This is a genomic window from Burkholderia sp. AU19243, from assembly GCF_018148075.1.
GTDB lineage: Bacteria > Pseudomonadota > Gammaproteobacteria > Burkholderiales > Burkholderiaceae > Burkholderia > Burkholderia latens_A.
In genome coordinates this window covers 18,290-44,718 of record NZ_JAGSTV010000010.1, presented here as the reverse complement: position 1 = coordinate 44,718, position 26,429 = coordinate 18,290, and the positions used below count along the sequence as shown (strand labels likewise).

At 68.0% G+C, this 26,429-nt stretch carries 19 protein-coding genes; 9 read left to right on the top strand and 10 right to left on the bottom strand.

The window, feature by feature from the left end; all coding sequences use genetic code 11:
* Nucleotides 1-366: 366 nt before the first annotated feature.
* From tldD to KDW55_RS19235, 3 genes are all read right to left on the bottom strand, one after another.
* Complete coding sequence (gene tldD / locus KDW55_RS19245) at nt 367-1,833, bottom strand: metalloprotease TldD (RefSeq protein ID WP_212160919.1); 1,467 nt, start codon at nt 1,831-1,833, stop codon at nt 367-369.
* A 90-nt stretch (nt 1,834-1,923) separates the two neighbouring features.
* On the bottom strand, nt 1,924-2,751 hold the full coding sequence (locus KDW55_RS19240; protein ID WP_059547793.1) for a carbon-nitrogen hydrolase family protein: 828 nt from the start codon (nt 2,749-2,751) through the stop codon (nt 1,924-1,926).
* Nucleotides 2,752-2,800: 49 nt separating this feature from the next.
* The gene (locus KDW55_RS19235; protein ID WP_209824953.1) at nt 2,801-7,000 is read right to left on the bottom strand and encodes a YhdP family protein; all 4,200 of its coding nucleotides are present in this window, start codon (nt 6,998-7,000) and stop codon (nt 2,801-2,803) included.
* Between the two features lie 229 nt (nt 7,001-7,229).
* Here KDW55_RS19235 and glnE point away from each other — a divergent pair, with 229 nt between their 5' ends.
* Nucleotides 7,230-10,031 (top strand): bifunctional [glutamate--ammonia ligase]-adenylyl-L-tyrosine phosphorylase/[glutamate--ammonia-ligase] adenylyltransferase, encoded by a 2,802-nt coding sequence (glnE, locus tag KDW55_RS19230; RefSeq protein ID WP_209824955.1) that lies wholly within the window; start codon nt 7,230-7,232, stop codon nt 10,029-10,031.
* Nucleotides 10,032-10,159: 128 nt separating this feature from the next.
* On the opposite strand, the gene recN is transcribed toward glnE, so the two are convergent.
* Nucleotides 10,160-11,809 carry a DNA repair protein RecN gene (gene recN, locus KDW55_RS19225; RefSeq protein WP_209824956.1) on the bottom strand — a complete coding sequence of 550 codons (1,650 nt, stop codon included), beginning with the start codon at nt 11,807-11,809 and terminating at the stop codon, nt 10,160-10,162.
* Between the two features lie 19 nt (nt 11,810-11,828).
* Nucleotides 11,829-12,731 (bottom strand): NAD kinase, encoded by a 903-nt coding sequence (locus KDW55_RS19220; RefSeq protein WP_040143470.1) that lies wholly within the window; start codon nt 12,729-12,731, stop codon nt 11,829-11,831.
* Nucleotides 12,732-12,861: 130 nt separating this feature from the next.
* Between KDW55_RS19220 and hrcA the strand changes: the two genes are divergently transcribed.
* The 3 genes from hrcA (at nt 12,862) to KDW55_RS19205 (ending at nt 15,510) form a co-directional block, all read left to right on the top strand.
* Nucleotides 12,862-13,884: a heat-inducible transcriptional repressor HrcA gene (gene hrcA, locus KDW55_RS19215; protein ID WP_040143471.1), complete on the top strand. Its 1,023-nt coding sequence runs from the start codon at nt 12,862-12,864 to the stop codon at nt 13,882-13,884.
* Nucleotides 13,885-14,032: 148 nt separating this feature from the next.
* Nucleotides 14,033-15,097 carry a ferrochelatase gene (gene hemH / locus KDW55_RS19210; protein ID WP_040143472.1) on the top strand — a complete coding sequence of 355 codons (1,065 nt, stop codon included), beginning with the start codon at nt 14,033-14,035 and terminating at the stop codon, nt 15,095-15,097.
* 5 nt (nt 15,098-15,102) lie between these two features.
* Nucleotides 15,103-15,510, top strand: coding sequence for an RNA-binding S4 domain-containing protein (locus KDW55_RS19205; RefSeq protein WP_209824958.1), 408 nt, complete (start codon nt 15,103-15,105; stop codon nt 15,508-15,510).
* Here KDW55_RS19205 and KDW55_RS19200 read toward each other — a convergent pair.
* On the bottom strand, nt 15,482-15,643 hold the full coding sequence (locus KDW55_RS19200) for a hypothetical protein (RefSeq protein WP_006476841.1): 162 nt from the start codon (nt 15,641-15,643) through the stop codon (nt 15,482-15,484). The genes KDW55_RS19205 and KDW55_RS19200 overlap by 29 nt on opposite strands.
* Nucleotides 15,644-15,994: 351 nt before the next feature.
* Between KDW55_RS19200 and grpE the strand changes: the two genes are divergently transcribed.
* The 5 genes from grpE (at nt 15,995) to KDW55_RS19175 (ending at nt 22,445) form a co-directional block, all read left to right on the top strand.
* Nucleotides 15,995-16,540 carry a nucleotide exchange factor GrpE gene (gene grpE, locus KDW55_RS19195; RefSeq protein ID WP_040143474.1) on the top strand — a complete coding sequence of 182 codons (546 nt, stop codon included), beginning with the start codon at nt 15,995-15,997 and terminating at the stop codon, nt 16,538-16,540.
* Between the two features lie 10 nt (nt 16,541-16,550).
* Nucleotides 16,551-16,988: a thioredoxin family protein gene (locus KDW55_RS19190; RefSeq protein WP_212160920.1), complete on the top strand. Its 438-nt coding sequence runs from the start codon at nt 16,551-16,553 to the stop codon at nt 16,986-16,988.
* Nucleotides 16,989-17,136: 148 nt separating this feature from the next.
* Nucleotides 17,137-19,089: a molecular chaperone DnaK gene (dnaK, locus tag KDW55_RS19185; RefSeq protein ID WP_151064479.1), complete on the top strand. Its 1,953-nt coding sequence runs from the start codon at nt 17,137-17,139 to the stop codon at nt 19,087-19,089.
* A gap of 253 nt (nt 19,090-19,342) precedes the next feature.
* On the top strand, nt 19,343-20,479 hold the full coding sequence (dnaJ, locus tag KDW55_RS19180; RefSeq protein WP_040143477.1) for a molecular chaperone DnaJ: 1,137 nt from the start codon (nt 19,343-19,345) through the stop codon (nt 20,477-20,479).
* Between the two features lie 7 nt (nt 20,480-20,486).
* On the top strand, nt 20,487-22,445 hold the full coding sequence (locus KDW55_RS19175) for a bifunctional anthranilate synthase component I family protein/class IV aminotransferase (RefSeq protein ID WP_212160922.1): 1,959 nt from the start codon (nt 20,487-20,489) through the stop codon (nt 22,443-22,445).
* A gap of 327 nt (nt 22,446-22,772) precedes the next feature.
* On the opposite strand, the gene panB is transcribed toward KDW55_RS19175, so the two are convergent.
* The 4 genes from panB to pcnB are packed head-to-tail and all read right to left on the bottom strand — an operon-like array spanning nt 22,773 to nt 26,429.
* Nucleotides 22,773-23,588 carry a 3-methyl-2-oxobutanoate hydroxymethyltransferase gene (gene panB, locus KDW55_RS19170; RefSeq protein ID WP_040143479.1) on the bottom strand — a complete coding sequence of 272 codons (816 nt, stop codon included), beginning with the start codon at nt 23,586-23,588 and terminating at the stop codon, nt 22,773-22,775.
* Nucleotides 23,589-23,632: 44 nt separating this feature from the next.
* Nucleotides 23,633-24,319, bottom strand: a complete 687-nt coding sequence (locus KDW55_RS19165) for a deoxynucleoside kinase (RefSeq protein ID WP_040143480.1) — start codon at nt 24,317-24,319, stop codon at nt 23,633-23,635.
* Nucleotides 24,316-24,858: a 2-amino-4-hydroxy-6-hydroxymethyldihydropteridine diphosphokinase gene (gene folK, locus KDW55_RS19160; RefSeq protein WP_040143481.1), complete on the bottom strand. Its 543-nt coding sequence runs from the start codon at nt 24,856-24,858 to the stop codon at nt 24,316-24,318. Before folK ends, KDW55_RS19165 begins: the two co-directional genes overlap by 4 nt.
* Before the next feature lie 35 nt (nt 24,859-24,893).
* On the bottom strand, nt 24,894-26,429 hold the full coding sequence (gene pcnB, locus KDW55_RS19155) for a polynucleotide adenylyltransferase PcnB (RefSeq protein ID WP_212160923.1): 1,536 nt from the start codon (nt 26,427-26,429) through the stop codon (nt 24,894-24,896).

Below are 26,429 nucleotides of genomic sequence, written 5' to 3'. Positions count from 1 at the left end.
GGTCAGTGCGCGTGCGGCAGATTCATCAATTCAGGCAATTCAGTGGTGTCGATCGGGGCCGCGGGACCGCCGCGGCGGCGACCGTCTGGCGAAGGGCGAAAAAAAACCGCCGGGTTCGCCGGCGGTTTTTTCGGGAATTTCGGTTGCGCTTCACGCGCCATCAACCCTCTCGATCCGCCAGCGGTCTGAGATACCAAAAAAAGTAAAAATAAAACTTGGCGGACATGACGGAGATTCGGTTCGTCAAAAAAGTCGATTCGGAATTTATACCCGGTCCCCGCGCGGCTGGCAACCGGGGGCACCCGAAAATGCGGACAATCCGCGCGTTTCAAGAAAAATACGCGGATTGTCTGCGCAGGGATGCGGTTATGCCGTACCGCCGACGGTCATCTTGTCGATCCGCAGAGTCGGCTGGCCGACGCCGACCGGCACGCTCTGGCCTTCCTTGCCGCACACGCCGACGCCCGAGTCGAGCGACATGTCGTTGCCGATCATGCTCACGTATTTCAGCGATTCCGGGCCGCTGCCGATCAGCGTCGCGCCCTTCACCGGGTACGTGACCTTGCCGTTCTCGATCATGTACGCCTCGGACGCCGAGAACACGAACTTGCCGTTCGTGATGTCGACCTGGCCGCCGCCGAAGTTCACCGCGTACAGGCCGTTCTTCACCGACGAGATGATTTCCTGCGGATCCTTGTCGCCGTTGAGCATGTACGTGTTCGTCATGCGCGGCATCGGCAGCGCCGCGTACGACTCGCGCCGCGCGTTGCCGGTGACGGGCATCTTCATCAGGCGCGCATTCAGCGTGTCCTGGATATAGCCCTTCAGGATGCCGTCCTCGATCAGCGTCGTGCACTGCGTCGGATTGCCTTCGTCGTCGATGTTGAGCGACCCACGGCGATTCGGCAGCGTGCCGTCGTCGACGACCGTCACACCCTTCGCGGCGACCTGCTCGCCGATCCGGCCGGCGAACGCCGACGAACCCTTGCGGTTGAAGTCGCCCTCGAGGCCATGGCCGATCGCCTCGTGCAGCAGCACGCCCGGCCAGCCCGGCCCGAGCACGACGGTCATCGCGCCGGCTGGCGCGGCCCGCGCGTCGAGGTTCACGAGCGCCGCGTGCACTGCATCGTCGACGTAGCGCGACAGCACTTCGTCCGTGAAGTAACCGTAGTCGAAGCGGCCGCCGCCGCCGCCGGAGCCGATCTCGCGGCGGCCGTTCTGCTCGGCGATCACCGTGACCGACACGCGCACGAGCGGGCGGATGTCGGCGGCCAGCGCGCCGTCGCTGCGTGCGACCAGCACGACGTCGTATTCGCCGGCGAGACCGGCCATCACTTGCGTGACGCGCGGGTCGCGCCCGCGCGCCATCTGCTCGATGCGCTCGAGCAGCTTGACCTTCGCGGTTGCGTCGAGCGACGCGAGCGGATCGGACGGCAGGTACAGGTCGCGGCCCGAGATGCCCGTCAGCGACTTCGCCGCCTTGATCTTCTGGCGGCCGCCGCCGGCCGCCGCGATCGCCTTCGTGGCGGCGGCGGCCTGCGCGATCGCTTCCGGCGACAGGTCGTCCGAGTACGCGAACGCGGTGCGGTCGCCCGCGACCGCGCGCACGCCGACGCCCTGGTCGATGCTGAAGCTGCCCGACTTCACGATGCCTTCCTCGAGGCTCCACGCTTCGCTGCGGGTCGCCTGGAAGTACAGGTCCGCGTAGTCGACGCGATGCGTGAAGATGTCGGCGATCGTGCGCGTGAGCAGGCTTTCGTCGAGGCCGTACGGCGTGAGGAGGATGTCCTTCGCCAGCGCAAGGTTGCGGATGCCGGGTTCGATGATGTTCATGCGGGTATCGAGGGTCTCAAAAAGTTGTCGGGTGCGTTCTGGGCAGATGGGTTGGCCGGGCGGCGTTTCAAGCGTCCGCGCGGGTGGCGCTCAGGTCAGCACGCGGTGCCGCCACGCGGGCAGGCTCTGGCGCACGTCGGCGATGCGCTGCGGATCGAGCGCGCCGATCACGACGCTCGCGCCTTCGTCGCGGACCGCGACGATTTCGCCCCACGGGTCGATCAGCATGCTGTGGCCCCAGGTGCGCCGGCCGTTCTCGTGCTTGCCGCCTTGCGCGGCCGCGAGCACGTAACACTGGTTCTCGACGGCCCGCGCGCGCAGCAGCATTTCCCAATGCGCGCGGCCGGTCGTGTACGTAAACGCCGACGGCACGACGATCAGCGCGCAGTCGCCCATCCTGCGATACAGCTCCGGAAAGCGCAGATCGTAACAGACCGACAGGCCGACCTTCCCGAACGGCGCGTCGAATGCAACGACGGTGTTGCCCGCGCGGATCGTGCGCGCCTCGTCGAACGATTCGTCGCCTTTCTCGAAGTTGAACAGATGGATCTTGTCGTAGCGAGCGGCCTCGCGGCCGGACGGGTCGAACACGAGCGTCGTGTTCAGCACGCGATCGGGTTCCGGCGCCTTCAACGGCAGCGTGCCGCCGATGACCCAGATGCCGTGACGCTGCGCGGCGTCCGCCAGAAACCGCTGGATCGGGCCGTCGCGATAGGGTTCGGCAAGCGCGAGCTTGTCGGTGTCCCGGTGGCCCATGAAGCAGAAATACTCGGGCAGCAGCACGAGCTGGGCGCCGTCGCCGGCCGCTTCCGCGATCAGGCGGCCGGCTTCGGCGAGATTGCGCGCGACGTCCGGCGTGCTCACCATCTGCAGCGCGGCCACCCGAAAAGGCGTGGCGGAACGGGTGTGATCGGTCATCGCAGGATCGGTTGCGTGATAAATAGGGTGCGGCCCGGCGCCGTGCGCATCAATGGCTCGCCGCATCGGCCGGACCGTGATTCATCTTACCCTGATCGCCCCGCACCCGCTCGATGTGCGGATGGGCCCACGAGCCGGTGATCGCATAGTCGAGCGCGAATGCATGCGACAGCGTCTCCGACAGCGCGTAGTTTGCGGCCAGCACGCCGATGCCGAGCAGCGGGTTGACGATCGCAGCCGCGATCGCCGCGGTGCCGGCGCCGATCTTCGGCGCGACGTGCGCGTGCAGGTCCTGCGTCTCGGTGCCGAGGTCGACTGCGCCGCGCACCGTCACGTTCGCGGGCGGGGTCGTCATCGCAAAGTCGTCGGTGCGCGCGATTCCGTTCGAGATCCGGCTCGTGCCCGTGATCTTGTCGAACGGCAGCCCCTTGCCGACCACGTCGCGGAAATTCAGCGTGAGGAAACGCGCGAGGCTCTGCAGGCTCAGCACGCCGAGCAGCTTCGCGGCGCCGGGATCGACCTTCAGGATCTGTCCGTGCTCGAGGTCGAGCGCGACCTGCCCGGCGAGCGACGGCAGATCGACCGCGGTCGGACCGCCCCGCCAGCCGACCTTGCCGGTCACCGTGCCGTGGCCGTCCGCGAGCGTGCGCGGCAGGCCGACCCGGTCGAGCAGCGCGCCCGCGTTGCCGACGTCGAGCTTGAAGTCGAACACGCTGCGGCGCGGCGCGTCGTTTTCGTCGACGCCGCGCGCGAGTGCGCGGCGCGACGTGCGCCAGTTGCCGGTTGCCGTCAGCTTCGCGGCCGGATTCGCGAGTTCGAGCTTGTCGAGCTGCCACACCGGTGCGCCGTCCTCGTCGATGTTGCGTGCATTGACGACGAGCCGGCCGATGTCGTGATCGCGCGCGACGACCTGGTCGACGATCAGGTCGACCGACGGTATCGGGCGGTCGGTCGGCGTCGGCAGGTTCATCGCGCGGCCGACCAGATCGTGCTGCGCGCTTTGCGGGATCACGAGCTTGGCGAGACGTGCGTTCAGTACGCCCGCGCCGTTGTGGCCGCCGCCCGGCGCCCACGACAGGTAGCCCGACACCTGGTTCGACGCGATGTTCGCCTGCCACAGCTCGTCGACGTGCGATGCGCCGATGATCACGTTTTCCCAGTTGCGCTTGAGCAGCTTCAGCGTGCCGAAGTGGAGCGCGAAGCGCTTCGGCGTGAAGCTTGCGACGTCGATGCGCGGCGTGGCCTGCGGCTCCGGCGCGCGCGGCGTGTTGGGCTGCAGCGTGCGGGCCAGCGCGAGCCACGCGTCGGCGTCCAGTTCGTCGACGTCGACGGCCGCACTCACGCCGTCTTGCGGCAGGTCGGGCATCCGGTGGATGCCCAGCGCGCCGCGCACCGCGCGCAGCGGCTGGCCGCGCGTCGCGTCGAGCAGGTAGGTCGCGGATACGGGACCGAGCGTCAGGTCGGCATGTTCGAGCCGCTTGCCGTCGGCCTGCGCGGCCGGCTCCAGCGTGAAGCGGAACGGCATCGGCGTGCCGGCCGGTTTCGCGAACGGGGCGGGGAAGTTCAGCGCGACGCCCGTCAGGTCCGAGCGTGCGGTGACCTGTGGCAGGCGGCCCGGCGCGCCGCGCACGGCGATCTGGTACGGCGCGTCGCCGACCACGTGTTCGAGCAGTGCCGCGGCCGCGCCGCGCAGATTCAGGCCGCGTGCGGCATCGACCGCGAGCTTGCCGTCTACGTTCACCGCGTACGGGCCGTGCGACTGGAAGCTGCCGCTCGCGCGCACCGGGCCGCCGAGGAAGCGCGCCGACAGGTCGTGCAGCGACGCGCCGGCTTCGGTGAAGCGCACGCTGCCGCGCAGCGCGGACACCGGCGGCACGCCGTCGGTCGACAGCGTGTTGCCGCCGAACGCGAGCGCGCCTTCGACGTGCGTGTGCGGATGCGGAACGTGCTGCGGGATCGTGATCTTGAGCGCGAGCGCCGCCGGCCCCTGCGCGTCGATCCGCTGGCCGATGTGCTGGCTCATCGTGCCGAGCGAGCTGTTGTCCGCGTAGTCGATCAGATCGGCGAGCGGGCCTTGCGCATGGCCGTCGATGACGAGCGGCGACTTCGACGGATTGCCGAGGTCGTCGATGCGGCCGGTGACCTTCGTCAGCGCGACGCGCTTGTAGTGCGCACGCGCGATGTCGAAGCGCAGCTTGTTCTGCGCGAGCTCGAACACGCCGTCGATCCCGTCGAGCGCCGGCCACACGCTCGGCGTGCCGTTCGCGAGCTTGCGCGGCGGATAGGGCGTCGGCTCGAAGCGCCCGCCGGTGAACGGCGCGACGATATGGAACACGCCGGCGTCCGGCTCGTGTTCGAACGGGAATTTTTCGAGCGGGCCGCGCGCGACGATCGACGCGCCTTTGGTCACCTGGCCGTCTTGCAGCGCATGGCCCAGATAATCGCGCAGGTGCTCGGACATCCCGGTCGGCAGGTAGCGCGGAATGCGCGCCACCGATGCGCGCGTGAAATCCGCGCGCAGGTCGAGCGAGCCGCGGCCGTGGCCCGGGTTCGTGTACGAGCCCGACACCGCGATTTCGGCGTCGGGATTCGAGACGAACAGGTCGGGCAGCGTCACGTCGACGCGCGCGTGCTTGTCGCCGGGCGCGGGCGTGATCGCCCATTTCGCGTTGCCGCGAAGCCGGTCGAAAGTCAGGCGCGGCTCGTCGAATTCGCCGGGCACCGTGACGGCCGCGTTGACCGTGTCGAAGTGCGCGCTGCCGCCGGTCTCGGTCGCATCGATGCGGCCCCACAAATTCTCGACGCCCGGCCACCCGGCCCGCGGGTGACCGCGCGGCGACAGCCCCGGCGGCGGCTCCTGCGCGGCGACGCTGATGCCCTGCAGATCGCCGAGGAAGCGGTAGCGGACGATCGGCGCGGCGCCCATGCGCCGCTCCTCGTCGGCGAGTTCGGGCCGCGCCGGCTTCGCACGTTCGACTTCGATGTGATAGTTCGACACCATCCCGCGCGGGTCGAGCTTGATCAGTTCGTTGCGCAGCCGGGCCGGCAGCGGCAGCCCGCGGATGAATTCGCTGAGGATGCCGAGGTCGACGCGGTCGCCGACCACGCTCAGCAACTGCCCCTGGTCGGCGGCCGGCACACGGTAGCGGGCCGTCAGCGTCGACAGCGCGAGCGAACGGGCGAGCGGCGTGCCATCCGGCAGCGGCGGCTGACCGAGCTCCGCGTTGAAGCGCGTCAGATGCAGCGTATAGTCGCGGCCGGCGTTCAGCGCCATGTCCCAGCCGAAGCCGACCGTCGGGACGTCGAGGCGCGGCTGGGTCGGCCGCACGCGCAGCACGACGTCGGCGCCCTGCAGGTCGCCGCCCGCGGAGCGCAGATGGCCATCCTCGAAGGTCGCCCAGATCGCGTTGTCGATGCGGCCTGCATGGACCGTGAGCGGCAAGTCCACGTAGCGGCCGAGCGTCTGCAGATCGACAGGGCCGGTCGACAGATACGCGTCGCCGGTCCAGTTCGTCGGCTTGCCGACCGGCGCGAGCGCCTTGTGCCTGAAGCGCGCGCGGAAATCGAGCGGCCCGAGCAGCAGCGTGCCGTTCGCCGGTGCCTGCAGCGCAGCCTTGTGCTCGCGGCCGTGGTTGAGCACCGCGAGGCGGATGCCCGACAGTGCGAGCTCCGGCGCGTCGTGCTGCGCGTCGCGCCAGCGCAGCGTGCCGTTGCGCAGCACGATCGCTTCCTGCTTCAGCAGCCACGTGCCGAATGTGTCGTTGCCGCCGTGGGTCGTCGCGACGCCGACGCCCGCGATGCTCAGCGAGCCGTCGGCCGCACGCGCGACGACGAGGTCCGGGCGGTCGACGATCAGGCTCGACAGCGCGGGCGACAGCCGCAGCAGCGACATCCATGACAGCGCGGCCGTCGCGTGCGGGACCGACAGCGCGATCTGGCCGTCGCGGCCGCGAATGGTGAGGTTGGCGACTTCGACGCCCGGCTGCATGCCGGACCAGTGAGGAGACAGCTTGCCGATCGACAACTGCGCGTGCAGCTTGTCGGACACCGCGCGCTCGATGCGCGGGCGGTATTCGTCGATGCGGGGCAGCAACACGTAGCGCAGCCCGAGGAAGGCGCCGGACGCGACGAAGTACGCGCCGATCCCGACTGCCAGCGTCACCCTGAACACGCGACGCAGGACCGGATGATCGTGCTTCGGAGGTCCCGCTTCGGGCGCAGCTACGGCGGATTCCTGACGGTCGGACATGCGGCGGAAGGGCGGCGATATGGTAGTTTTGCAGACTGACGTTGAAATGTATCACAGGGGTTCGTGCCGGCGGCCGTTGGGCAGCACGGCACGGGCTTTCCGGCGCGCGGTTGGCGCGGCGGCGCACCCGCGCCCCCCGCTGCCGTGCCGAGTCCAAGGGCCTGCCGGCGGCGGGGCGCGCGCAGCGTCGTCCCGCGGCGGCGGCCCTTACCGCCAGGCCCGCTTTTCGATGACCGACGCTTCCTCCCTGCTCAGCCTGTCCTACTCCCGCTACCTCGCCCGCGCGGCCGCCGCGCGTCCGGCGCTGTCCGACCGGATCGCCGCGTGGGCCGGTGCGCCGCTGTCCCGCGCGCAGCTCGACGCGCGCCTGACCGAACTGCTCGCGCCGCCGGCCGGCACGGCCGCACCGGGCGACGAGCAGCTCAAGCGCGCGCTGCGGCAGCTGCGGGTCGAAGTGTTCGGTGCGGTCGCGGAGCGCGACTTGCGCGGCGTCGCGGATGTCGCCGAAGTGACGGGCGCGATGACGGATCTCGCCGAAGTGGCCGTGCAGCGCTCGCTCGCGCTGCTGTCGGCCGAACTCGACGCGATGTACGGCGAGCCGCGCGGCGCCGACGGCCAGCGCGTCGTGCTCGGCGTGGTCGGGATGGGCAAGCTCGGTGGCCGCGAGCTGAACGTGTCGTCAGATATTGACCTGATCTTCGTCTACGAGGACGACGGCGAGACGGCCGGCGGCGCCCGCTCGCCGCTGTCCACCCAGGAATACTTCACGCGGCTCGGCCGACGCCTGATCGGCGTGCTGTCCGAGGTCACGGCCGACGGTTACGTGTTCCGCGTCGACATGCGGCTGCGCCCGAACGGCGATTCGGGGCCGCTCGTCTGCAGCCTCGGGATGCTCGAGGAATATTTCTACGTGCAGGGGCGCGAGTGGGAGCGCTACGCGTGGATCAAGGGGCGGCTCGTGTCGGAGGGTGACAGCGACGCCGCGCGGCGGCTCGAAGCGCAGCTCCAGGCAATCGTGAAGCCGTTCGTCTACCGCCGCTATCTCGACTTCGGCGTAATCGGGGCGATCCGTTCGCTGCACCAGCAGATCCGCCAGGAAGCCGCGCGCCGCGCGTCGATGCGGCCCGACAAGGCCGACGACATCAAGCTCGGGCGCGGCGGGATCCGCGAGATCGAATTCAGTGCGCAGGTGTTCCAGCTGATCCGGGGCGGCCAGGATGCGGGATTCCGCGTGCGGCCGACGCTTGCGGTGCTGCGCCACGCGCAGGCGCGCGCGCTGATCGGCGACGACGTGCGCGAACGGCTCACCGACGCGTACAACTTCCTGCGCACGCTCGAGCACCGGCTGCAGTACCGCGACGACGCGCAGACGCACGCGATGCCGGTCGATCCAGGCGAGCGCGCGGTGCTGGCCGCGTCGCTCGGCTATGCCGACTACGCGGCGCTGATGGCGGTGCTCGATGGCCATCGCACGTTCGTGGAGGCGCAGTTCGATCAAATCTTCGCGGACAAGGTGAACGGCGGCCCGTGCGCGGCCGGCGAGGACACGGCCGCCGCGTGGATCTGGAGCGGCGCGCTCGCCGACGACGGCGAAGACGACGCGCTGCTCGCGCGCCTCGACGGCCTCGGCTTCGCCGATCCGGCTGCCGTGCTCGCGCGGCTGCGCGCGATCTGGCAATCGTCGCGCTACGCGGGGCTGCCCGAAAAGAGCCGGCAGCGTTTCGACAGCGTCGCGCAGCGCGCGCTCGAGGCCGCGCCGGGCATCGACGCGGCGCGCCGCGACGAAACGATCGTGCGGTTGTTCGACCTGCTCGAGACGGTCAGCCGGCGCGGCGTCTATCTGGCGCTGCTGACCGAGTATCCGGCCGCGCTCGATCGTGTACTGTCGGTGCTCGGCGCGACGCGCTGGGGCGGCGGCTACCTGATCCGCCATCCGCAGCTGCTCGACGAACTGCTCGACGACGAAGCGATCGCGAGCCCGTTCGACTGGCCCGCATTCAAGGATGCGCTGCGTGCGCGCCTGGCCGCAGCCGACGGCCCCGAGCAGCAGATGGACTTGCTGCGGCATGCGCAGCACGCGGAGGTGTTCCGCATCCTGCTGATCGACCTGGCGGGGCAACTGTCGGTCGAGCACGTGAGCGACCGCCTGTCCGAACTCGCCGACGCGGTGCTCGACGTGACGATCGAAGTGGTCTGGTCGCAGCTCGCGAAGCGTCACCGCGACGTGCCGAAATTCGCGGTGATCGCGTACGGCAAGCTCGGCGGCAAGGAGCTCGGCTACGCGTCGGATCTGGACCTGATCTTTCTGTACGACGACCCCGACGAGCGCTCCGCGGACGTCTATACGACGTTTACGCGCCGGCTGATCACATGGCTCACGACCGCGACCGGCGCGGGCGCGCTGTTCGACATCGACCTGCGGCTGCGGCCGAACGGCGAGGCCGGATTGCTCGTGACCGATCTCGACGCGTTCCGCCGATACCAGCTGCGCGAGGGCGATGCGGCGAATACCGCGTGGGTGTGGGAGCACCAGGCGCTGACGCGCGCGCGCTACAGCGCCGGCGACCCGCAGATCGGCGCGGACTTCGAGGCGATCCGCCAGCAGGTTTTGACGACGCCGCGCGACGCGGCCGTGCTCGCGAACGAAATCGTCGACATGCGCGGCAAGGTGTTCGCGGGCCACCCGAACCACACCGAGCTGTTCGACCTGAAGCACGATCGCGGCGGGATGGTCGACATCGAGTTCATCGTCCAGTACTGGGTGCTCCTGCATGCATCGAGCGATGCCGAGCTGATCCGCAACACCGGCAACATCGCGCTCTTGCGCGAGGTCGCACGGTTCGGTCTGATGGAGGAGGACGAGGCCGAGCGGGTGGGCGCCGCGTACCGCACGTACCGGAAACTGCAGCACAAGCTGCGACTCGACGGGATGGAGAAGGCGCGGGTCGATCCGGCGCTGGTGGCCGACGAGCGGGCGGCCGTGACCGCGCTGTGGGAACGCGTGTTCGGGGCGCGCGAAACGGGCGTTTGAGTCGCGCGTTCGACGCCGGCGGCCACGTTGGCGGACGGGGCGGGTGTGGTCTCCCCCGGCGGCCGGCCGGCCGAAAAAGACCGGTGCACGCGCCGGTCGCGCTGGATACGGCCCGCGCTGCGCGCGTGTCAGGCCGCGAGCATTTCCTTCGCGTGCTTGCGGGTGGTGGCCGTGATTTCGAGGCCGCCGAGCATCCGCGCGACTTCCTCGACGCGGCTCGCCTTGTCGAGCGCGATGACCGACGATACGGTGCCGCCGCGGTCGTCGGAGCCTTTCGCGACCTGGAAGTGATGGTCGCCGCGCGCCGCGACCTGCGGCAGATGCGTCACGCACAGCACCTGGCGGTCGCGCCCGAGCTGGTGCAGCAGGCGGCCGACGACTTCGGCGACGCCACCGCCGATACCCGTGTCGACTTCGTCGAAAATCAGCGTCGGCGTCGGGCTGGCCGCGCTCGCGATCACTGCAAGCGCGAGGCTGATCCGGGCCAGTTCGCCGCCCGACGCGACTTTCGCGAGCGGCCTCAGCGGCACGCCCGGGTGCCCGGCGACGCGGAATTCGACTTGTTCGAGCCCGTGCGGACCGCCGTCGGCAAGCGGCACGAGCGCGACTTCGAAACTGCCGCCGGCCATCGACAGCTCTTGCATGCCGGCCGTGACGGCCGTGCCGAGCGCTTTCGCGGCCTGCGCGCGCGCCTTCGACAGGTGTTTCGCGTCGGCGAGATACGCTTCCCATGCCTTCGCCTGCGCGGCTTCCAGCGCGCCGAGATCGGCGGCCGCGTCGAGCGCGGCGAGCTGGGCGCGGCGTGCTGCGTGTTCCTCGTGCAGGGTGTCGGGCGGCAGGCGGAACTTGCGGGCGGTCGAATGCAGGGCGTCGAGACGCGCTTCGACCTGGGCGAGCCGGGCCGGATCGAGATCGAGGCGCTGCGCGTAGTGCGACAGCGAATAGACGGCTTCCTGCAGCTGGATCTCGGCCGGTTCGAGCGACGCGAGCGCATCGCCGAGCCCGGAGTCATAGTCGGCCAGGCTGCGCAGTTTCGACACGATCGCGCCCAACTGCGGCAGCATCGCGTCGTCGGCCTCGGACAGCGCATTGAGCGCACCCTGCACGCCGGCGATCAGATTCGCCGAGTGCGACAGCCGCTTGTGCTCGCTGCCGATTTCGTCCCATTCGCCGGGCTGCGGCGCGAGCTTGTCGAGCTCGGCGAGTTGCCACGCGAGCTTCTCCCGTTCGAGCTGCAGCTCGCGCTCGTGCGCCTTTGCGGCGTCGATCGCCTGCGTCGCGTCGCGCCACACGCGCCACGCGCGCGCGACGTTCGCGGCATCGGCGACGAGCCCCGCGTGCGTGTCGAACAGCTCGCGCTGCGCATCGGGCCGCATCAGCAGCTGGTGCGCGTGCTGGCCGTGGATGTCGACGAGCATCTCGCCGAGTTCGCGCAGCTGCGCGAGCGTTGCGCTGGTGCCGTTGATGAACGCGCGCGAGCGGCCGTTCGCGTCGATCACGCGGCGCAGCATCACGGTGTCCTCGGCGTCGAATGCATGGTCGTCGAGCCAGCGTGCGACGCGGTCGTGCGGCGTGAATTCGGCGGCGATGTCGGCGCGACCGCAGCCGGCGCGCACGACGCTCGCGTCGGCGCGTTCGCCGAGCGCGAGCGCCAGCGCGTCGATCAGGATCGATTTGCCGGCGCCGGTTTCGCCGGAAAAGACGGTGAAGCCGCTGTCGAATTCGAGATCGAGCGCGGCGACGATGACGAAGTCGCGAATCGAGAGGTGGCGGAGCATGGTGTCGGGCGGTAGTGCGTCAGGACGCCTTGTCGTCTTCGTTCGATGCGTGCTCGTTCCAGTGCAGCTTGTTGCGCAACGTCGCGTAGTAGCTGTAGCCGACCGGGTGCAGGAAGGGCACCGTGTGCTTCGAGCGGCGCACCTCGATCGTGTCGTTCAGCTCGAGCGCGGTGAACGACTGCATGTCGAAATTCACGTTGACGTCGCGGCCGCCGACGATCTGGATCGCGATCTTCGAATCGTCGGGCAGCACGATCGGCCGGTTCGACAGTGCGTGCGGCGCGATCGGCACCAGTACGATGCCCTGGAGCTGCGGATGCAGGATCGGGCCGGCCGACGACAGCGCGTACGCGGTCGAGCCCGTCGGCGTCGCGACGATCAGGCCGTCCGAACGCTGGTTGTACATGTAGCGGCCGTCGACCGACGCGCGCAGCTCGACCATCCCGGAAAAGCCGCTGCGGTTCACGACGACGTCGTTGAACGCGAGCGCGTGGTAGATCGGTTCGCCGTCGCGCACGATCCGGGCCTCCAGCAGCGAGCGCTCCTCGCGCTCGAACTTGCCGGACAGGATCACCGGCACCAGTGCCTGCATGTCGGCCGCCGCGATGTCGGTGATGAAACCGAGCCGCCCGTGGTTGATCCCGATCAGCGGGGTCTTGTACGGCGCGAGCTGGCGGCCGATGCCGAGCATTGTGCCGTCGCCCCCGAGCACGACCGCCACGTCCGCGCGCGCGCCGATTTCCGCCGGCGTCAGTGCCGGATAGCCGGAGATGCCGATTTCGCGCGCGGTATCGGCTTCGAATACGACCTCGAAGCCCAGCTTCGCGATGCAGCCAGCCAGCGTGGCGAGCGGCTCGGCGATGCCAGGCGTGTTGCTCCGGCCGACGAGCGCGACAGTATTGAACTGATTACCGGTTTTCATGCCGGCATTACACCATAGCTCGTGGACGAAAAGAACCGGCTGTGCGCGCACGGGGCCGGATCGGTCGGCCCGCCCGACTGTGGCCGCAGCCACTCGCCGTGCTCGCGCGGTTGCGCTAAAATTTTCCACCATGCTAGATCCTCGCGCACGAACCCTCCTGAAAACCCTGATCGAGCGGTATATCGCCGACGGTCAGCCGGTCGGCTCGCGCACGTTGTCCCGTTACTCCGGGCTGGAACTGAGCCCGGCGACGATCCGCAACGTGATGTCCGACCTGGAGGAGCTCGGCCTCGTGTCGAGTCCGCACACTTCGGCGGGCCGCGTGCCGACGCCGCGCGGGTATCGGCTGTTCGTCGACACGATGCTGACGGTCGAGGCGCCGATCGACGCCGAGGCCGTCGCACGGCAGGTACAGAGCACGCTGCAGACGGGCGAGCCGCAGCAGCGGGTGGTGGCGGCCGCCGCGAGCGTGCTGTCGAACCTGTCGCAGTTCGCGGGCGTCGTGCTGACGCCGCGCCGCAGTCACGTGTTCAAGCAGATCGAGTTCATGCGCTTGTCGGACAAGCGCATCCTGTTGATCATCGTCACGCCCGAGGGCGACGTGCAGAACCGGATGCTCGCGACGCCGCGCGACTATTCGCCGTCGCAGCTGACCGAGGCGTCGAACTACATCAATGCGCACTTCGCCGGGCTGTCGTTCGACGAGGTGCGCCGCCGCCTGCGCGACGAGATCGACCAGCTGCGCGGCGACATGACCACGCTGATGCATGCGGCCGTGACGGCCAGCACCGAGGTGCCCGACACCGAAGATACGGTGCTCATTTCCGGCGAGCGCAACCTCCTCGAGGTGGCGGACCTCTCGTCCGACATGGCGCGGCTGCGCAAGCTGTTCGACGTGTTCGACCAAAAGACGGGCCTCCTGCAATTGCTCGACGTGTCGAGCCACGCCCAGGGCGTGCAGATCTTCATCGGCGGCGAATCGACGCTCGTGCCGATCGAGGAGATGAGCGTCGTGACCGCGCCGTACGAGGTGAACGGCAAGATCGTCGGCACGCTCGGCGTGATCGGCCCGACCCGGATGGCTTACAACCGCGTGATTCCGATCGTCGACATCACCGCCCGGCTGCTGTCGCTCACGCTGAGCCAGCAGTAACGCGCCGCACCGGGCGCCGACACCGTGCCGCCATCGTGCCGCGGCACCGCGTGCGCCGCCAGCCGGCCGAACGGCCAGCCGCCCCCATCGACACGGCCCGCTATAATTGAGGGCCGTCCGACTGCGTGCTCCGAGCACGTTCCTGCCCATGCGTTTCGATCTTGAGCCGCCTTCGAGCGTCGCTGCTGCCCACCGTATCGGCGTGCTGCTGATCAACCTCGGCACGCCCGACGCCCCGACACCGCGCGCGGTGCGGCGCTATCTGGCCGAATTTCTGTCGGACCCGCGCGTCGTCGAGATTCCGCAGGTCGTCTGGCAGGTGCTGTTGCGCACACTCATCCTGCCGCTGCGCGGCCGCGCGTCCGCGAAGAAATACGCGGCCGTCTGGATGCAGGAGGGCTCGCCGCTGCGCGTGTACACCGAGCGCCAGACCGAAGGCGTGCGCCATCTGCTTGCATCGAACGATTACCACGTTCAGGTCGATTACGCGATGCGCTACGGCAGCCCGAACATCCCGCACGCGCTCGCGCAGTTCAAGCGCGCGGGCGTCGAGCGCGTGCTGTTGATGCCGATGTATCCGCAATACTCGGCGTCGACCACCGCGACCGCGTTCGATGCCGCGTTCGCCGCGCTCGCGCGGATGCGCAACCAGCCGGAAGTGCGCACGGTGCGGCACTACGCCGATCACCCGGCCTACATCCACGCGCTCGCCGAACAGGTGCGCCAGTACTGGGCGCAGCATGGCCGGCCCGATTTCGCAGCCGGCGACAAGCTCGTGCTGAGCTTTCACGGCGTGCCGAAACGCACCCTCGACCTCGGCGACCCATATCACGACCAGTGCCAGCAGACGGGCTCGCTGCTGATGGCCGCGCTCGGGCTGTCGTCGCTCGAATGCCGCGTGACGTTCCAGTCGCGTTTCGGCAAGGCCGAGTGGCTGCAGCCGTACACGGCGCCGACGCTGCGCGAACTCGGCGAGGCGGGCGTGCGGCGCGCGGATGTGTTCTGTCCCGGTTTTACGGCCGATTGTCTGGAGACGATCGAGGAGATCGGGATGGAGGTGCGCGACGAATTCATCGCCGGCGGCGGCCAGTCGTTCCACCGGATTCCGTGCCTGAATGGCGCGCCGGCGTGGATCGCGGCGCTCGGCGAGATCGTCGCGGAGAATCTCCAGGGCTGGCCGGTGAAAGCCGCACAGCCTGAAACGGTGAGTTGAACGCGATGAACTACAGGATTTCGACCGAGCCCGGCGCGAAGCTGCGCATCGACAAATGGTTGTGGGCGGCGCGCTTCTTCAAGACGCGTTCGCTCGCGTCCGATGCGGTCGACAAGGGCCACGTGAAGATCGGCGGCGCGGCGGTCAAGCCCGCAAAGGACGTGCGCGTGGGCGACGAGGTCGAGATTGCGATCGACGGTATCGTCTGGCACATTGCCGTGCTGGGCATCTGCGACGTGCGCGGGCCCGCGAGCGTCGCGCAGACGCTTTACGAGGAAACGGAAGCGGGGCGCGCCGCGCGGCTCGCCGAACTGGAGCGGCGCCGTACCTATCGGGAACCGGCGGCCGGGCTGCACGGCCGGCCGACCAAGCGCGACAGGCGCATCATCGACAGATTTTCTGGTGGGAACTGAACATCTGGTCGAACGTCGCCCGCGCGCTTCCGTATTCGGTCGTGCGGTCGGTGACGGCTCCCGACAGGCAGATGGTGGTGGTGCCGGCAATCAGTACCAGCGCGACCACCGATATGGCAAAGGTCAATTTCACGGTACTCGCCTCGAAGACGGTGAATGCGGCGCCAGGTGGATGTCGGGCGGCGGAAAGCTACGGGTAAACACGCTTTTCCGACGCTTGAGTGGAGTGTAGTGCAGCCCCCTGTGCGGAGCTAGTACTTGCCAGGTAAGCGTTGTTACCGGGCGTTTCGTCCCGATCGGCGGCAAATGCGCGCAATCGGGCCGCGGGCAGTGCGGTTGTTTCGCGGCATTGCGGAATGCCGGCGAATAACCCTCTTGAAATCGCAGTTTTCGCCCTTATTTGCACTAACAATGTGCGGTGCCGCCGGTCATATGGCCGGGCGGTTGCCGATTTGGCTTCAACCTCTAATCGACTTTCAGCGACATGGAAAACACGCAAGAGAACCCGGCTACCCAATCGGCCGAAGACATCGGCAGCGAGCAACAGGCGGCGCAGGGCGCCGCTCCCGCCGCCGAAGCCGCCGACGCGGCGCTCGCGGAGGCTCAAGCCAAGGTCGCCGAGCTGCAGGAGAGCTACCTGCGGGCGAAGGCCGAGACCGAGAACGTCCGCCGCCGCGCGCAGGAAGACGTGTCGAAAGCGCACAAGTTCGCCATCGAGAGCTTCGCAGAGCACCTGCTGCCCGTGCTGGATAGCCTCGAGGCGGCGGTAAGCGATACGTCCGGCGACATCGCGAAGGTGCGCGAAGGCGTCGAGCTGACGCTGCGCCAGCTGACGAGCGCGCTCGAGAAGGGTCGCGTCGTCGCGATCAACCCGGTGGGCGAGAAGTTCGATCCGCACCAGCACCAGGCGATTTCGATGGTGCCGGCCGAGCAGGAGCCGAATACCGTCGTGACCGTGCTGCAAAAGGGCTACATGATCGCCGACCGCGTGCTGCGCCCGGCGCTCGTCACGGTCGCGCAGCCGAAGTAAGGTCGCCGCGATGCTTCCCGCCGGCGTCGATCCGGCCGCGTTCGATGCGTTCGACATGCAGGCGCTCGCGACCGACACGTTCGACGCCGGCATCGCCAGCGCCGGCGATGCGCTCGCCGTGGTGTTTTTCTGGGGCGTGGACTGCTTCAATTGCGAGATCGCGAAGAAAGCGATGCTCGCGCGGCCCGACGCAATCCGCGCGCTGGACCTGAAGTGGTTCCACTGCAACGTATACGAACACCACGCGCTGGGGCGCCGCTTCGGGCTGCACGGCGTGCCGACGTGGTTTTTCTTCCACCGCGGCAAGCGGCTGGGCCGCGCGACCGGCTGGCATGGCCTCGAACAGTTCCAGGCGGCAGCGGCGGCGGCGCGCGCGAAGATCGCGACGGCTGGCCCAGGCGCGTCCGCGGATAGCGGTCCATACGATCCGGCTACCGGCGGCGATTGAAAAAATTTAATATCCGCATCGCCTGGCGGGTCTTGAAAACGCTTCGGCCGGACGCATTTCGGGAACAGAGTTGAATTCTGGCGCGCGAAACTGCCCAAAAACACGGGGTTTCGCGCAGCAAACAGGCATTTCTGGAGATTAGGAAAAAATGGGAAAGATCATCGGTATTGACCTCGGCACCACGAACTCGTGCGTCGCCATCATGGAAGGCAACCAGGTCAAGGTCATCGAGAACTCGGAAGGTGCGCGTACGACGCCGTCGATCATCGCGTACATGGACGATAACGAAGTGCTCGTCGGCGCGCCGGCCAAGCGTCAGTCCGTGACCAACCCGAAGAACACGCTGTTCGCGGTGAAGCGCCTGATCGGCCGCCGCTTCGAAGAGAAGGAAGTCCAGAAGGACATCGGCCTGATGCCGTACGCGATCATCAAGGCGGACAACGGCGACGCATGGGTCGAAGCGCACGGCGAGAAGCTCGCGCCGCCGCAGGTTTCGGCTGAAGTGCTGCGCAAGATGAAGAAGACGGCAGAAGACTACCTCGGCGAGCCGGTCACGGAAGCCGTGATCACGGTGCCGGCGTACTTCAACGACAGCCAGCGCCAGGCGACCAAGGACGCCGGCCGCATCGCGGGCCTCGAAGTCAAGCGGATCATCAACGAACCGACCGCGGCCGCGCTCGCATTCGGCCTCGACAAGGCCGAGAAGGGCGACCGCAAGATTGCCGTGTACGACCTCGGCGGCGGCACGTTCGACGTGTCGATCATCGAGATCGCGGACGTCGACGGCGAAATGCAGTTCGAAGTGCTGTCGACCAACGGCGACACGTTCCTCGGCGGCGAGGACTTCGACCAGCGCATCATCGATTACATCATCGGCGAATTCAAGAAGGAGCAGGGCGTCGACCTGTCGAAGGACGTGCTCGCGCTGCAACGCCTGAAGGAAGCCGCTGAAAAGGCGAAGATCGAGCTGTCGTCGAGCCAGCAGACCGAGATCAACCTGCCTTACATCACGGCCGACGCATCGGGTCCGAAGCACTTGAACCTGAAGATCACCCGCGCGAAGCTGGAAGCGCTGGTCGAAGACCTCGTCGAGCGCACGATCGAACCGTGCCGCATCGCGATCAAGGATGCCGGCGTCAAGGTGTCGGACATCGACGACGTGATCCTGGTCGGCGGTCAGACCCGCATGCCGAAGGTGCAGGAGAAGGTGAAGGAGTTCTTCGGCAAGGATCCGCGCCGTGACGTGAACCCGGACGAAGCCGTCGCAGTCGGCGCGGCGATCCAGGGCCAGGTGTTGTCGGGCGACCGCAAGGACGTGCTGCTGCTTGACGTGACCCCGCTGTCGCTGGGCATCGAGACGCTCGGCGGCGTGATGACGAAGATGATCAGCAAGAACACGACGATCCCGACGAAGCACTCGCAGGTGTACTCGACGGCGGACGACAACCAGTCGGCCGTGACGATCAAGGTGTTCCAGGGCGAACGCGAAATGGCGGCAGGCAACAAGCTGCTCGGCGAGTTCAACCTCGAAGGCATTCCGCCCGCACCGCGCGGCGTGCCGCAGATCGAAGTGACCTTCGACATCGACGCGAACGGCATCCTGCACGTCGGCGCGAAGGACAAGGCGACCGGCAAGGAAAACAAGATCACGATCAAGGCGAACTCGGGCCTGTCCGATGCCGAAATCGACAAGATGATCAAGGACGCGGAAGCGAACGCAGCGGAAGACCACAAGCTGCGCGAGCTGGCCGATTCGCGCAACCAGGGCGACGCGCTGGTCCACAGCACGAAGAAGGCGCTCACCGAGTACGGCGACAAGCTGGACGCGGGCGAGAAGGAGAAGATCGAAGCGGCGCTGAAGTCGCTCGAGGACGTCCTGAAGGATACGTCGGCCGACAAGGCGGCGATCGACGCGAAGGTCGAGGAGCTCGGCAAGGCTTCGCAGAAGCTCGGCGAAAAGATGTACGCCGACATGCAGGCGCAGCAGGCCGGTGCGGCCGGCGCGGCGGGTGCAGCTGAAGGCGCCGCGCACGCGGGCGGCGCTCAGCAGGCAGCCGACGACGTCGTCGACGCCGAGTTCAAGGAAGTGAAGAAGGACTAAGCCGCGTTGCCATGGCACCGCACGCCGCGCGCGAATCGCGCGCGGCGCGGCTGAACAGCGGTCTGTCTTTCCTTCCGGATGGCCGGATCGACTCCACGCCTGGCGGGCTTCGCGGCCCTCCGGGCACATTTGTTTTTTGGCGGGTGCTGCGCGAGCCGTCCGCGGACGGCGCAGCGCCACACGAGTCGAGAGACTTTACTGCGGGCGAAAGGAGCCGCCGCGTGCTCGACGCGCGACGGCACAGTGAATCGATATGGCGAAACGGGATTACTACGAGGTTCTGGGCGTCGCGAAGAATGCGAGCGACGACGAAATCAAGAAGGCATATCGCAAGCTTGCGATGAAGTATCACCCTGACCGCAATCCGGACAACAAGGATGCGGAAGAGCATTTCAAGGAGGCGAAGGAAGCCTATGAAATGCTGTCGGACAGCCAGAAGCGGGCAGCGTACGACCAGTACGGCCACGCGGGCGTCGATCCGAACATGGGTGGTGCGGGCGCACAAGGTTTCGGCGGCTTCGCGGACGCGTTCGGCGACATTTTCGGCGACATCTTCGGCCAGGCGGCGGGTGGTGCCGCGCGCGGCGGCCGCGGCGGCCCGCAGGTGTATCGCGGCGCCGACTTGCGCTACAGCATGGAAATCACGCTGGAGCAGGCCGCGCACGGCTACGACACGCAGATCCGCGTGCCGAGCTGGGTGTCGTGCGAAGTCTGTCACGGATCCGGCGCGAAGCCGGGCACGAAGCCCGAAACCTGCCCCACCTGTCATGGCCAGGGCACGGTGCGCATGTCGCAGGGCTTCTTCAGCATCCAGCAGACCTGCCCGAAGTGTCACGGCACCGGCACCTACATCCCGGAACCGTGCGCGCACTGCCACGGCTCGGGCAAGGTGAAGGAAACCAAGACGCTCGAAGTGAAGATCCCGGCCGGCATCGACGACGGGATGCGGATCCGCTCTGCCGGCAACGGCGAGCCGGGTATCAACGGCGGGCCGCCCGGCGACCTGTACGTCGAGATCCACATCAAGCCGCACTCGGTGTTCGAGCGCGACGGCGACGATCTTCACTGCCAGATGCCGATCCCGTTCACGACCGCCGCACTCGGCGGCGAGATCGAGGTGCCGACGCTGGCCGGCCGTGCATCGTTCCCGGTTCCGGAAGGCACGCAGTCGGGCAAGACGTTCCGGCTGCGCGGCAAGGGCATCAAGGGGCTGCGTTCGAGCATCGCGGGCGATCTGTACGTCCACGTGCAGGTCGAGACGCCCGTGAAGCTGACCGACCAGCAGCGCGATCTGCTCAAGCAGTTCGAGAAGTCGCTGGCCGAAGGCGGCGCGCGTCACAGCCCGCAGAGCAAGAGCTGGTTCGACCGGGTGAAGAGCTTCTTCGAGTAACAACGGCATGACTGACGGTAACGAGAGCGCGTCCTTCGCGCTCTTGGACGATTGCGACTCGACCGCGTCCGCGCGGTCGAGTCGTTTGTATTCCGGTTTCGTGCGCGAACGCGTGTGCACGGATCCGGCACGGCTCGACGCAATCGATGCCGCGGTGGCGCAGGATCTGCGCGACGGGTTGCACGCGGTCGTCGTCGGCGATTACGAATTCGGACGCAATCTCGACAGAGCGCAGCCGGGCTATGCCCCGCTGCGCTTTTTGCTGTATGCGCGTTGCGAACGCCTGTCGCGCGACGACGTCGACGCGTGGCTCGCAACGCAGGACGGCGGCGGCCCGCCGTCGGTCGCGGGCGTCGCGCACGTCGCGAAGAGCGTGTCGCGCGATGCGTTCGACGCGGCGATCGCCGCGGTGCAGGACGCGCTGCGGGTCGGCGATTCGTATCAGATCAATTACACGTACCGGCTCAACTTCGACATGTTCGGCACGCCGCTCGCGCTGTACCGGCGGCTGCGCGCGCGTCAGCCCGTGCGTTATGGCGCGCTGATCGCGCTGCCCGGGGGCGCATGGGTCGTGTCCTGCTCGCCGGAACTGTTCGTAGAGAAGCACGGCGACGTACTGCGCGCGCGGCCGATGAAGGGCACCGCGCCGCGCTCGGCCGAGCCGGGTGAGGACGCGGCGGCCGCCGCGTTCCTCGCGAACGATCCGAAGAACCGCGCGGAAAACGTGATGATCGTCGACCTGTTGCGCAACGACGTGTCGCGGATCGCGCGGACCGGCACGGTGAGGGTGCCGGCGCTGTTTTCCGTCGAGCCGTATGCATCGGTGTGGCAGATGACGTCGACGGTCGAGGCCGGCTGGCGCGACGGGACGACGTTCGCGCAGATGCTGCGCGCGCTGTTTCCGTGCGGATCGATTACCGGCGCGCCGAAGCACAAGACGATGGAGCTGATCGACGCGATCGAGTCGACGCCGCGCGGGCTCTATACGGGCGCGATCGGCTGGCTCGATGCGCCGCCGGACGTTTCGTCCCCTTCACCGACGGATGCGGTGAGGACGGCGGCCGGCACGTCGGCCGGATGCGGCGATTTCTGCCTGTCGGTCGCGATCCGGACGCTGACGCTCGATGCGGCGGGCGTCGATGCGGGCGCAACGACCTGCGCGCGCGACGCGGCACCGGCTGTTGCGGTCCAATGGCGCGGCACGATGGGCGTCGGTGCGGGCATCGTGCTCGACAGTGTCGCCGCTGACGAATACGCGGAGTGCGAATTGAAGGCGCGATTCCTGACCGATGCCGACCCCGGCTTCCAGCTGTTCGAGACCACGTACGCGACGTGCGCCGAACGCATCCGCCATCTCGACCGCCATCTCGCGCGGCTACAGCGCAGCGCGGACGCGTTCGGTTTCCGCTTCGACGCCGACGCGTTGCGCAGCACGATCGACGTGCATTGCGCGGCGCTGGACGGCGACGGTGCTTACCGGATGAAGCTGTCGCTCGCGAAGGACGGCACGATGGACGTCGTTGCGGCGCCGCTGAAGCCGCTGCCCGCGGGGCCGGTTGGCGTGCTGCTCGCGCTGGAGCACGGCTTCGCGCCGATGCGTTCGGACGACGCGCTGCTGCTTCACAAGACCACGCGCCGCGCGGAATACGACCGTGCATGGCAGGCGGCCGAAGCGCTCGGCGGCTTCGACATGCTGTTCGTGAACGAGCGCGGCGAGGTAACCGAAGGCGGCCGCTCGAACGTGTTCGTGAAAGTGGATGGTGTATGGGCGACGCCGCCGCTGTCGTGCGGCGTGCTGCCCGGGGTGATGCGCGCCGTGCTGCTCGACGATCGGGCACTGGGCGCGGTAGAGCGCGTGCTGACGCTCGATGAAGTGCTGAACGCGCAGGAACTGATGATCTGCAACGCGTTGCGCGGGCCGATGGCGGCGCAGCTGATTCGCGGATCCGGCAGAGCGGGATCGTAGTTGCCGCTACGCCGCGCTTGCGGCCTGCGTTTGACCAGCGGTCTTCGGCGTTTGACGATCGGGCACGCATCGGCGTTATGGCGCCGACCGACGCGTCGCTTCCACGTGCGCGGAGTCAGCGCGCCGGCGGTTTGCATTTCCGGTCGATCATCTTCGGCGGCGTCCGCTTCGCGTCGTGACGGACCGTGCCGTTTCGCGCGGCAGTGCCCGAGCGGGCGGGCAACGATAGCGATCGTGTCGCAATACGCGCGACTTGGCCGGTAATCGGGAGTTGCCGAACAGGAAGCGACTCATGCCTTCGCATCGAGCCGCGCCGTCGTCCGACAATCAGAACGAGTGTTCCGGTCCCGGGAACGAGCCGTCTTTCACTGCGCTCACGTATGCCTCGACGGCGGCCTGGATGTTCGGCTGGCCCTGCATGAAATCCTTCACGAAACGCGGACGCTTGCCGGGGAAGATGCCCAGCATGTCGTGCAGCACCAGCACCTGGCCCGAGCATTCGAGACCCGCGCCGATGCCGATCGTCGGGATCTTCAGCATGTGCGTGACTTCCGACGCGACGAGTGTCGGCACCGCTTCGAGCACCACGAGCTGCGCGCCCGCGTCCTCGATCGCTCGCGCATCGCGCAGCAATTGCGCGGCGCCGGCCTCCGTGCGGCCCTGCACCTTGAAACCGCCGAACGCATGCACCGACTGCGGCGTGAGGCCGAGGTGCGCGCATACCGGCACCGAGCGTTCGACGAGGAAGCGGATCGTGTCGGCGAGCCATTCGCCGCCTTCGAGCTTGACCATCTGCGCGCCTGCGCGCATCAACTTCACCGCGTTCGCGAATGCGTCGGCCGGCGTACCGTACGTGCCGAACGGCAGGTCGGCGACGACGAGCGCGCGCGGCTGCACTCGCGCGACGCATGCGGTGTGGTACGCGATGTCGTCGAGCGACACCGGCAGCGTGGTCGTGTGGCCCTGCAGCACGTTGCCGAGCGAATCGCCGATCAGCAGCACGTCGGTGCCGGCGCGATCGAGCAGCGCGGAAAAGCTCGCGTCGTAGCAGGTGAGCATCGCGATCTTCTCGCCGGCCTCGCGCATTGCCTGCAGCTTCGGCACCGTGACGGCAGGCCGGCTCGATTCCTGGAGATAGGTCATGGGGGAAATCCGGTTCGAGGGTGAAAACGACGGGCGAGGACGCGTCAGCGCGTCGTCTCGCCCTTGACGAAGAATTCCTTGCGGCCGCGCATCGTGTCGATGCGCTCGATCAGCAGCGCAAGATCTTCGGGGGAATCCAGCGGGTTCAGGTGTTCCGCTGCGACCGTCAGCACCGGCGTGCGGTCGTAGTGATAGAAGAATTCGTTGTACGCGTCGACGAGCGAGCGCAGATACGTGTCGCTGATCTGCAGCTCCATCGGCAGCCCGCGTTTCTGGATGCGCGAGAACAGCACCTCGGGGCTCGCCTGCAGATAGACGACGAGGTCGGGCGCGGGCGCCTGCGGCACGTCGACGTGCGCCGCGATCGACCGGTACAGCTGCCATTCGTCTTCCGGCAGGTTCAGCCGCGCGAAGATGTCGTTCTTCTGCGGCATGAAGTCCGCAACGACGGGCCGCCCGGTGTCGAGCGCGCCGATCAGTTCGCGCGCCTGCTGGGCGCGCTGCAGCGCGAACGACAGCTGCGCGGGCAGCGCATAGCGTGCAGTGTCGCGGTAGAAGCGTTCGAGGAACGGATTGTCCTGCGGGCGTTCAAGCAATGTCTGCATCGACCAGCGTTCGGCGAGCAGGCGCGCGAGCGTCGTCTTGCCGACGCCGATCGGTCCTTCGATCACCAGGTAGCGATGCGGGGCGCGCAGGTCGGGCGCGGTAACGGTCAGCGGGGTGGCGTTCATCGGCAGCGGTTTTTGTCGGCGTCGGCGCCGGCGGCAAGTGCCTTCTGCATCGGGCATTGGCAGGTCTGCACCTTCTCGACGCGCTGATCGGCGACGGCCGCGAGGAATGCGTCGGCGCGGCCGCGAGCGGGGATGTCGAGCGCCGGCTCGATTTCGACGAGCGGCACGAGCGCGAACGCGCGATCGGTGAGGCGTGGATGCGGGACGATCAGGTCGGGTTCGTCGATCGAATCCGTGCCGAACAGCAGGATGTCGAGGTCGAGCGTGCGCGGTGCATTGCGATACGGGCGCTCGCGCCCGAAGTGATGTTCGATCTTCTGGCAGAGCGCGAGCAGCTCGCGGGCCGACAGCGTCGTGTCGAGCTTGACGACGCAGTTGTAGTAATCGTCGCCGCCCGCTTCGAAGGGCGCCGTGCGATACAGGCTCGACTTGCCGAGGATCGAGATGGTGCGCTGCTGCGCGAGGCACACCACCGCGTCCTTCAGGGTCTGGCGCGCATCGCCGAGATTCGCTCCCAGTCCGATATATGCAACCGTCATGGCATCACTTCCTACGTCGTTCGCCGGCGAGCGCGTCAGTCGTCGGAACCGTCCACGGTGTCCGGCGCCTGCTCGGCGGCGCCGTCGCCCGGTTTGCGGTTTCGCGCGCCGCCGCGGCGGCGCCGCTTGCGGGGCGATTTTTCCTTCGAGCCGCCCTGCGTGAGGAGTGCCTCGCGCGCGGCTGCGTCGCCTTCGATGAAATCCGTCCACCACTGGCCGACAGCTGCTTCAAGCTCGCCGGATTCGCAGCGTAACAGGAGGAAATCATACCCCGCTCTAAATCTTTGGTGTTCCAGCAGCCGCATCGCGCTGCGGCCCGAGCGTTTCTCGAGGCGCAACTGCAGGCCCCAGATCTCGCGCATGTCGGCCGAGTAGCGCTTGTGGATCGCCAGCTTCTCCGTCTGCATGTCGAGCACGTCGTCCATCGCGCGATGGAGCGCCGGCACCGGGAATTCGCCTTCGGCCGTGTACTGTTCGAAGCGCTGACGCATGTCGTGCCACAGCAGCGTCGCGAACAGGAAGCCCGGCGACACCGGCTTGCCGGCGCGCACGCGCGCGTCGGTGTTGTTCAGCGCGAGCGTGATGAACTTCTCGCCCTGCGGCTGCTCGAGCACGACGTCGAGCAGCGGCAGCAGCCCGTGGTGCAGCCCTTCCTTGCGCAGCCGCTGCAGGCACGCCAGTGCGTGGCCCGACAGCAGCAGCTTCAGCATTTCGTCGAACAGGCGCGCGGCCGGCACGTTGTTGATCAGGTCGGCGAGAGCGTTGATCGGCTCGCGTGTATGTGGTTCGATCTCGAAGCCGAGCTTCGCCGCGAAGCGCACGACGCGCAGCATCCGCACCGGATCCTCGCGATAGCGGGTGGCCGGATCGCCGATCATCCGCAACAGCCGTGCACGCACGTCGGCCATCCCGTCGTGGTAGTCGAGCACCGTTTGTGTCGACGGGTCGTAGTACATCGCGTTGATCGTGAAGTCGCGGCGCGCGGCGTCTTCATGCTGCTCGCCCCACACGTTGTCGCGCAGCACGCGGCCGCTCGCATCCACCGCGTGTGTGCGGCGGTCGAGCTCGTCGCGCTTCAGGCGCTTCGGCGGCTCGGCCTCGCCCGCATCGGGCGGCGCGTCGACCAGTGCGCGGAACGTCGACACCTCGATCAATTCCTGGCCGAACTGCACGTGCACGATCTGGAAGCGGCGGCCGATCAGGCGCGCGCGGCGGAACAGGCGCTGCACTTCGGTCGGCGTCGCGTCGGTCGCGACGTCGAAGTCCTTCGGCGCGATCCCGAGCAGCAGGTCGCGCACGGCGCCGCCGACGATGAACGCACGGAAGCCCGCCTGCTGCAGCGTGTCGGTCACGCGCACCGCGTTCTTCGAGATCAGCGACGGATCGATCCGGTGCACGCTGGCGGGCACGACGGTCGGTTCGTGATTGCCGCGCGGTTTTGCGGCGGCGCCGCCGCGGCTACCCTTCGCGGGGCGCGAGGCAGCGGACGCTGCGGCCGCGGGCGCCTCGGCGGGCGACGTTTGTTCGGCGCCGTCCTGGCCGAGCAGCTTGCGAATGAATTTTTTGATCAC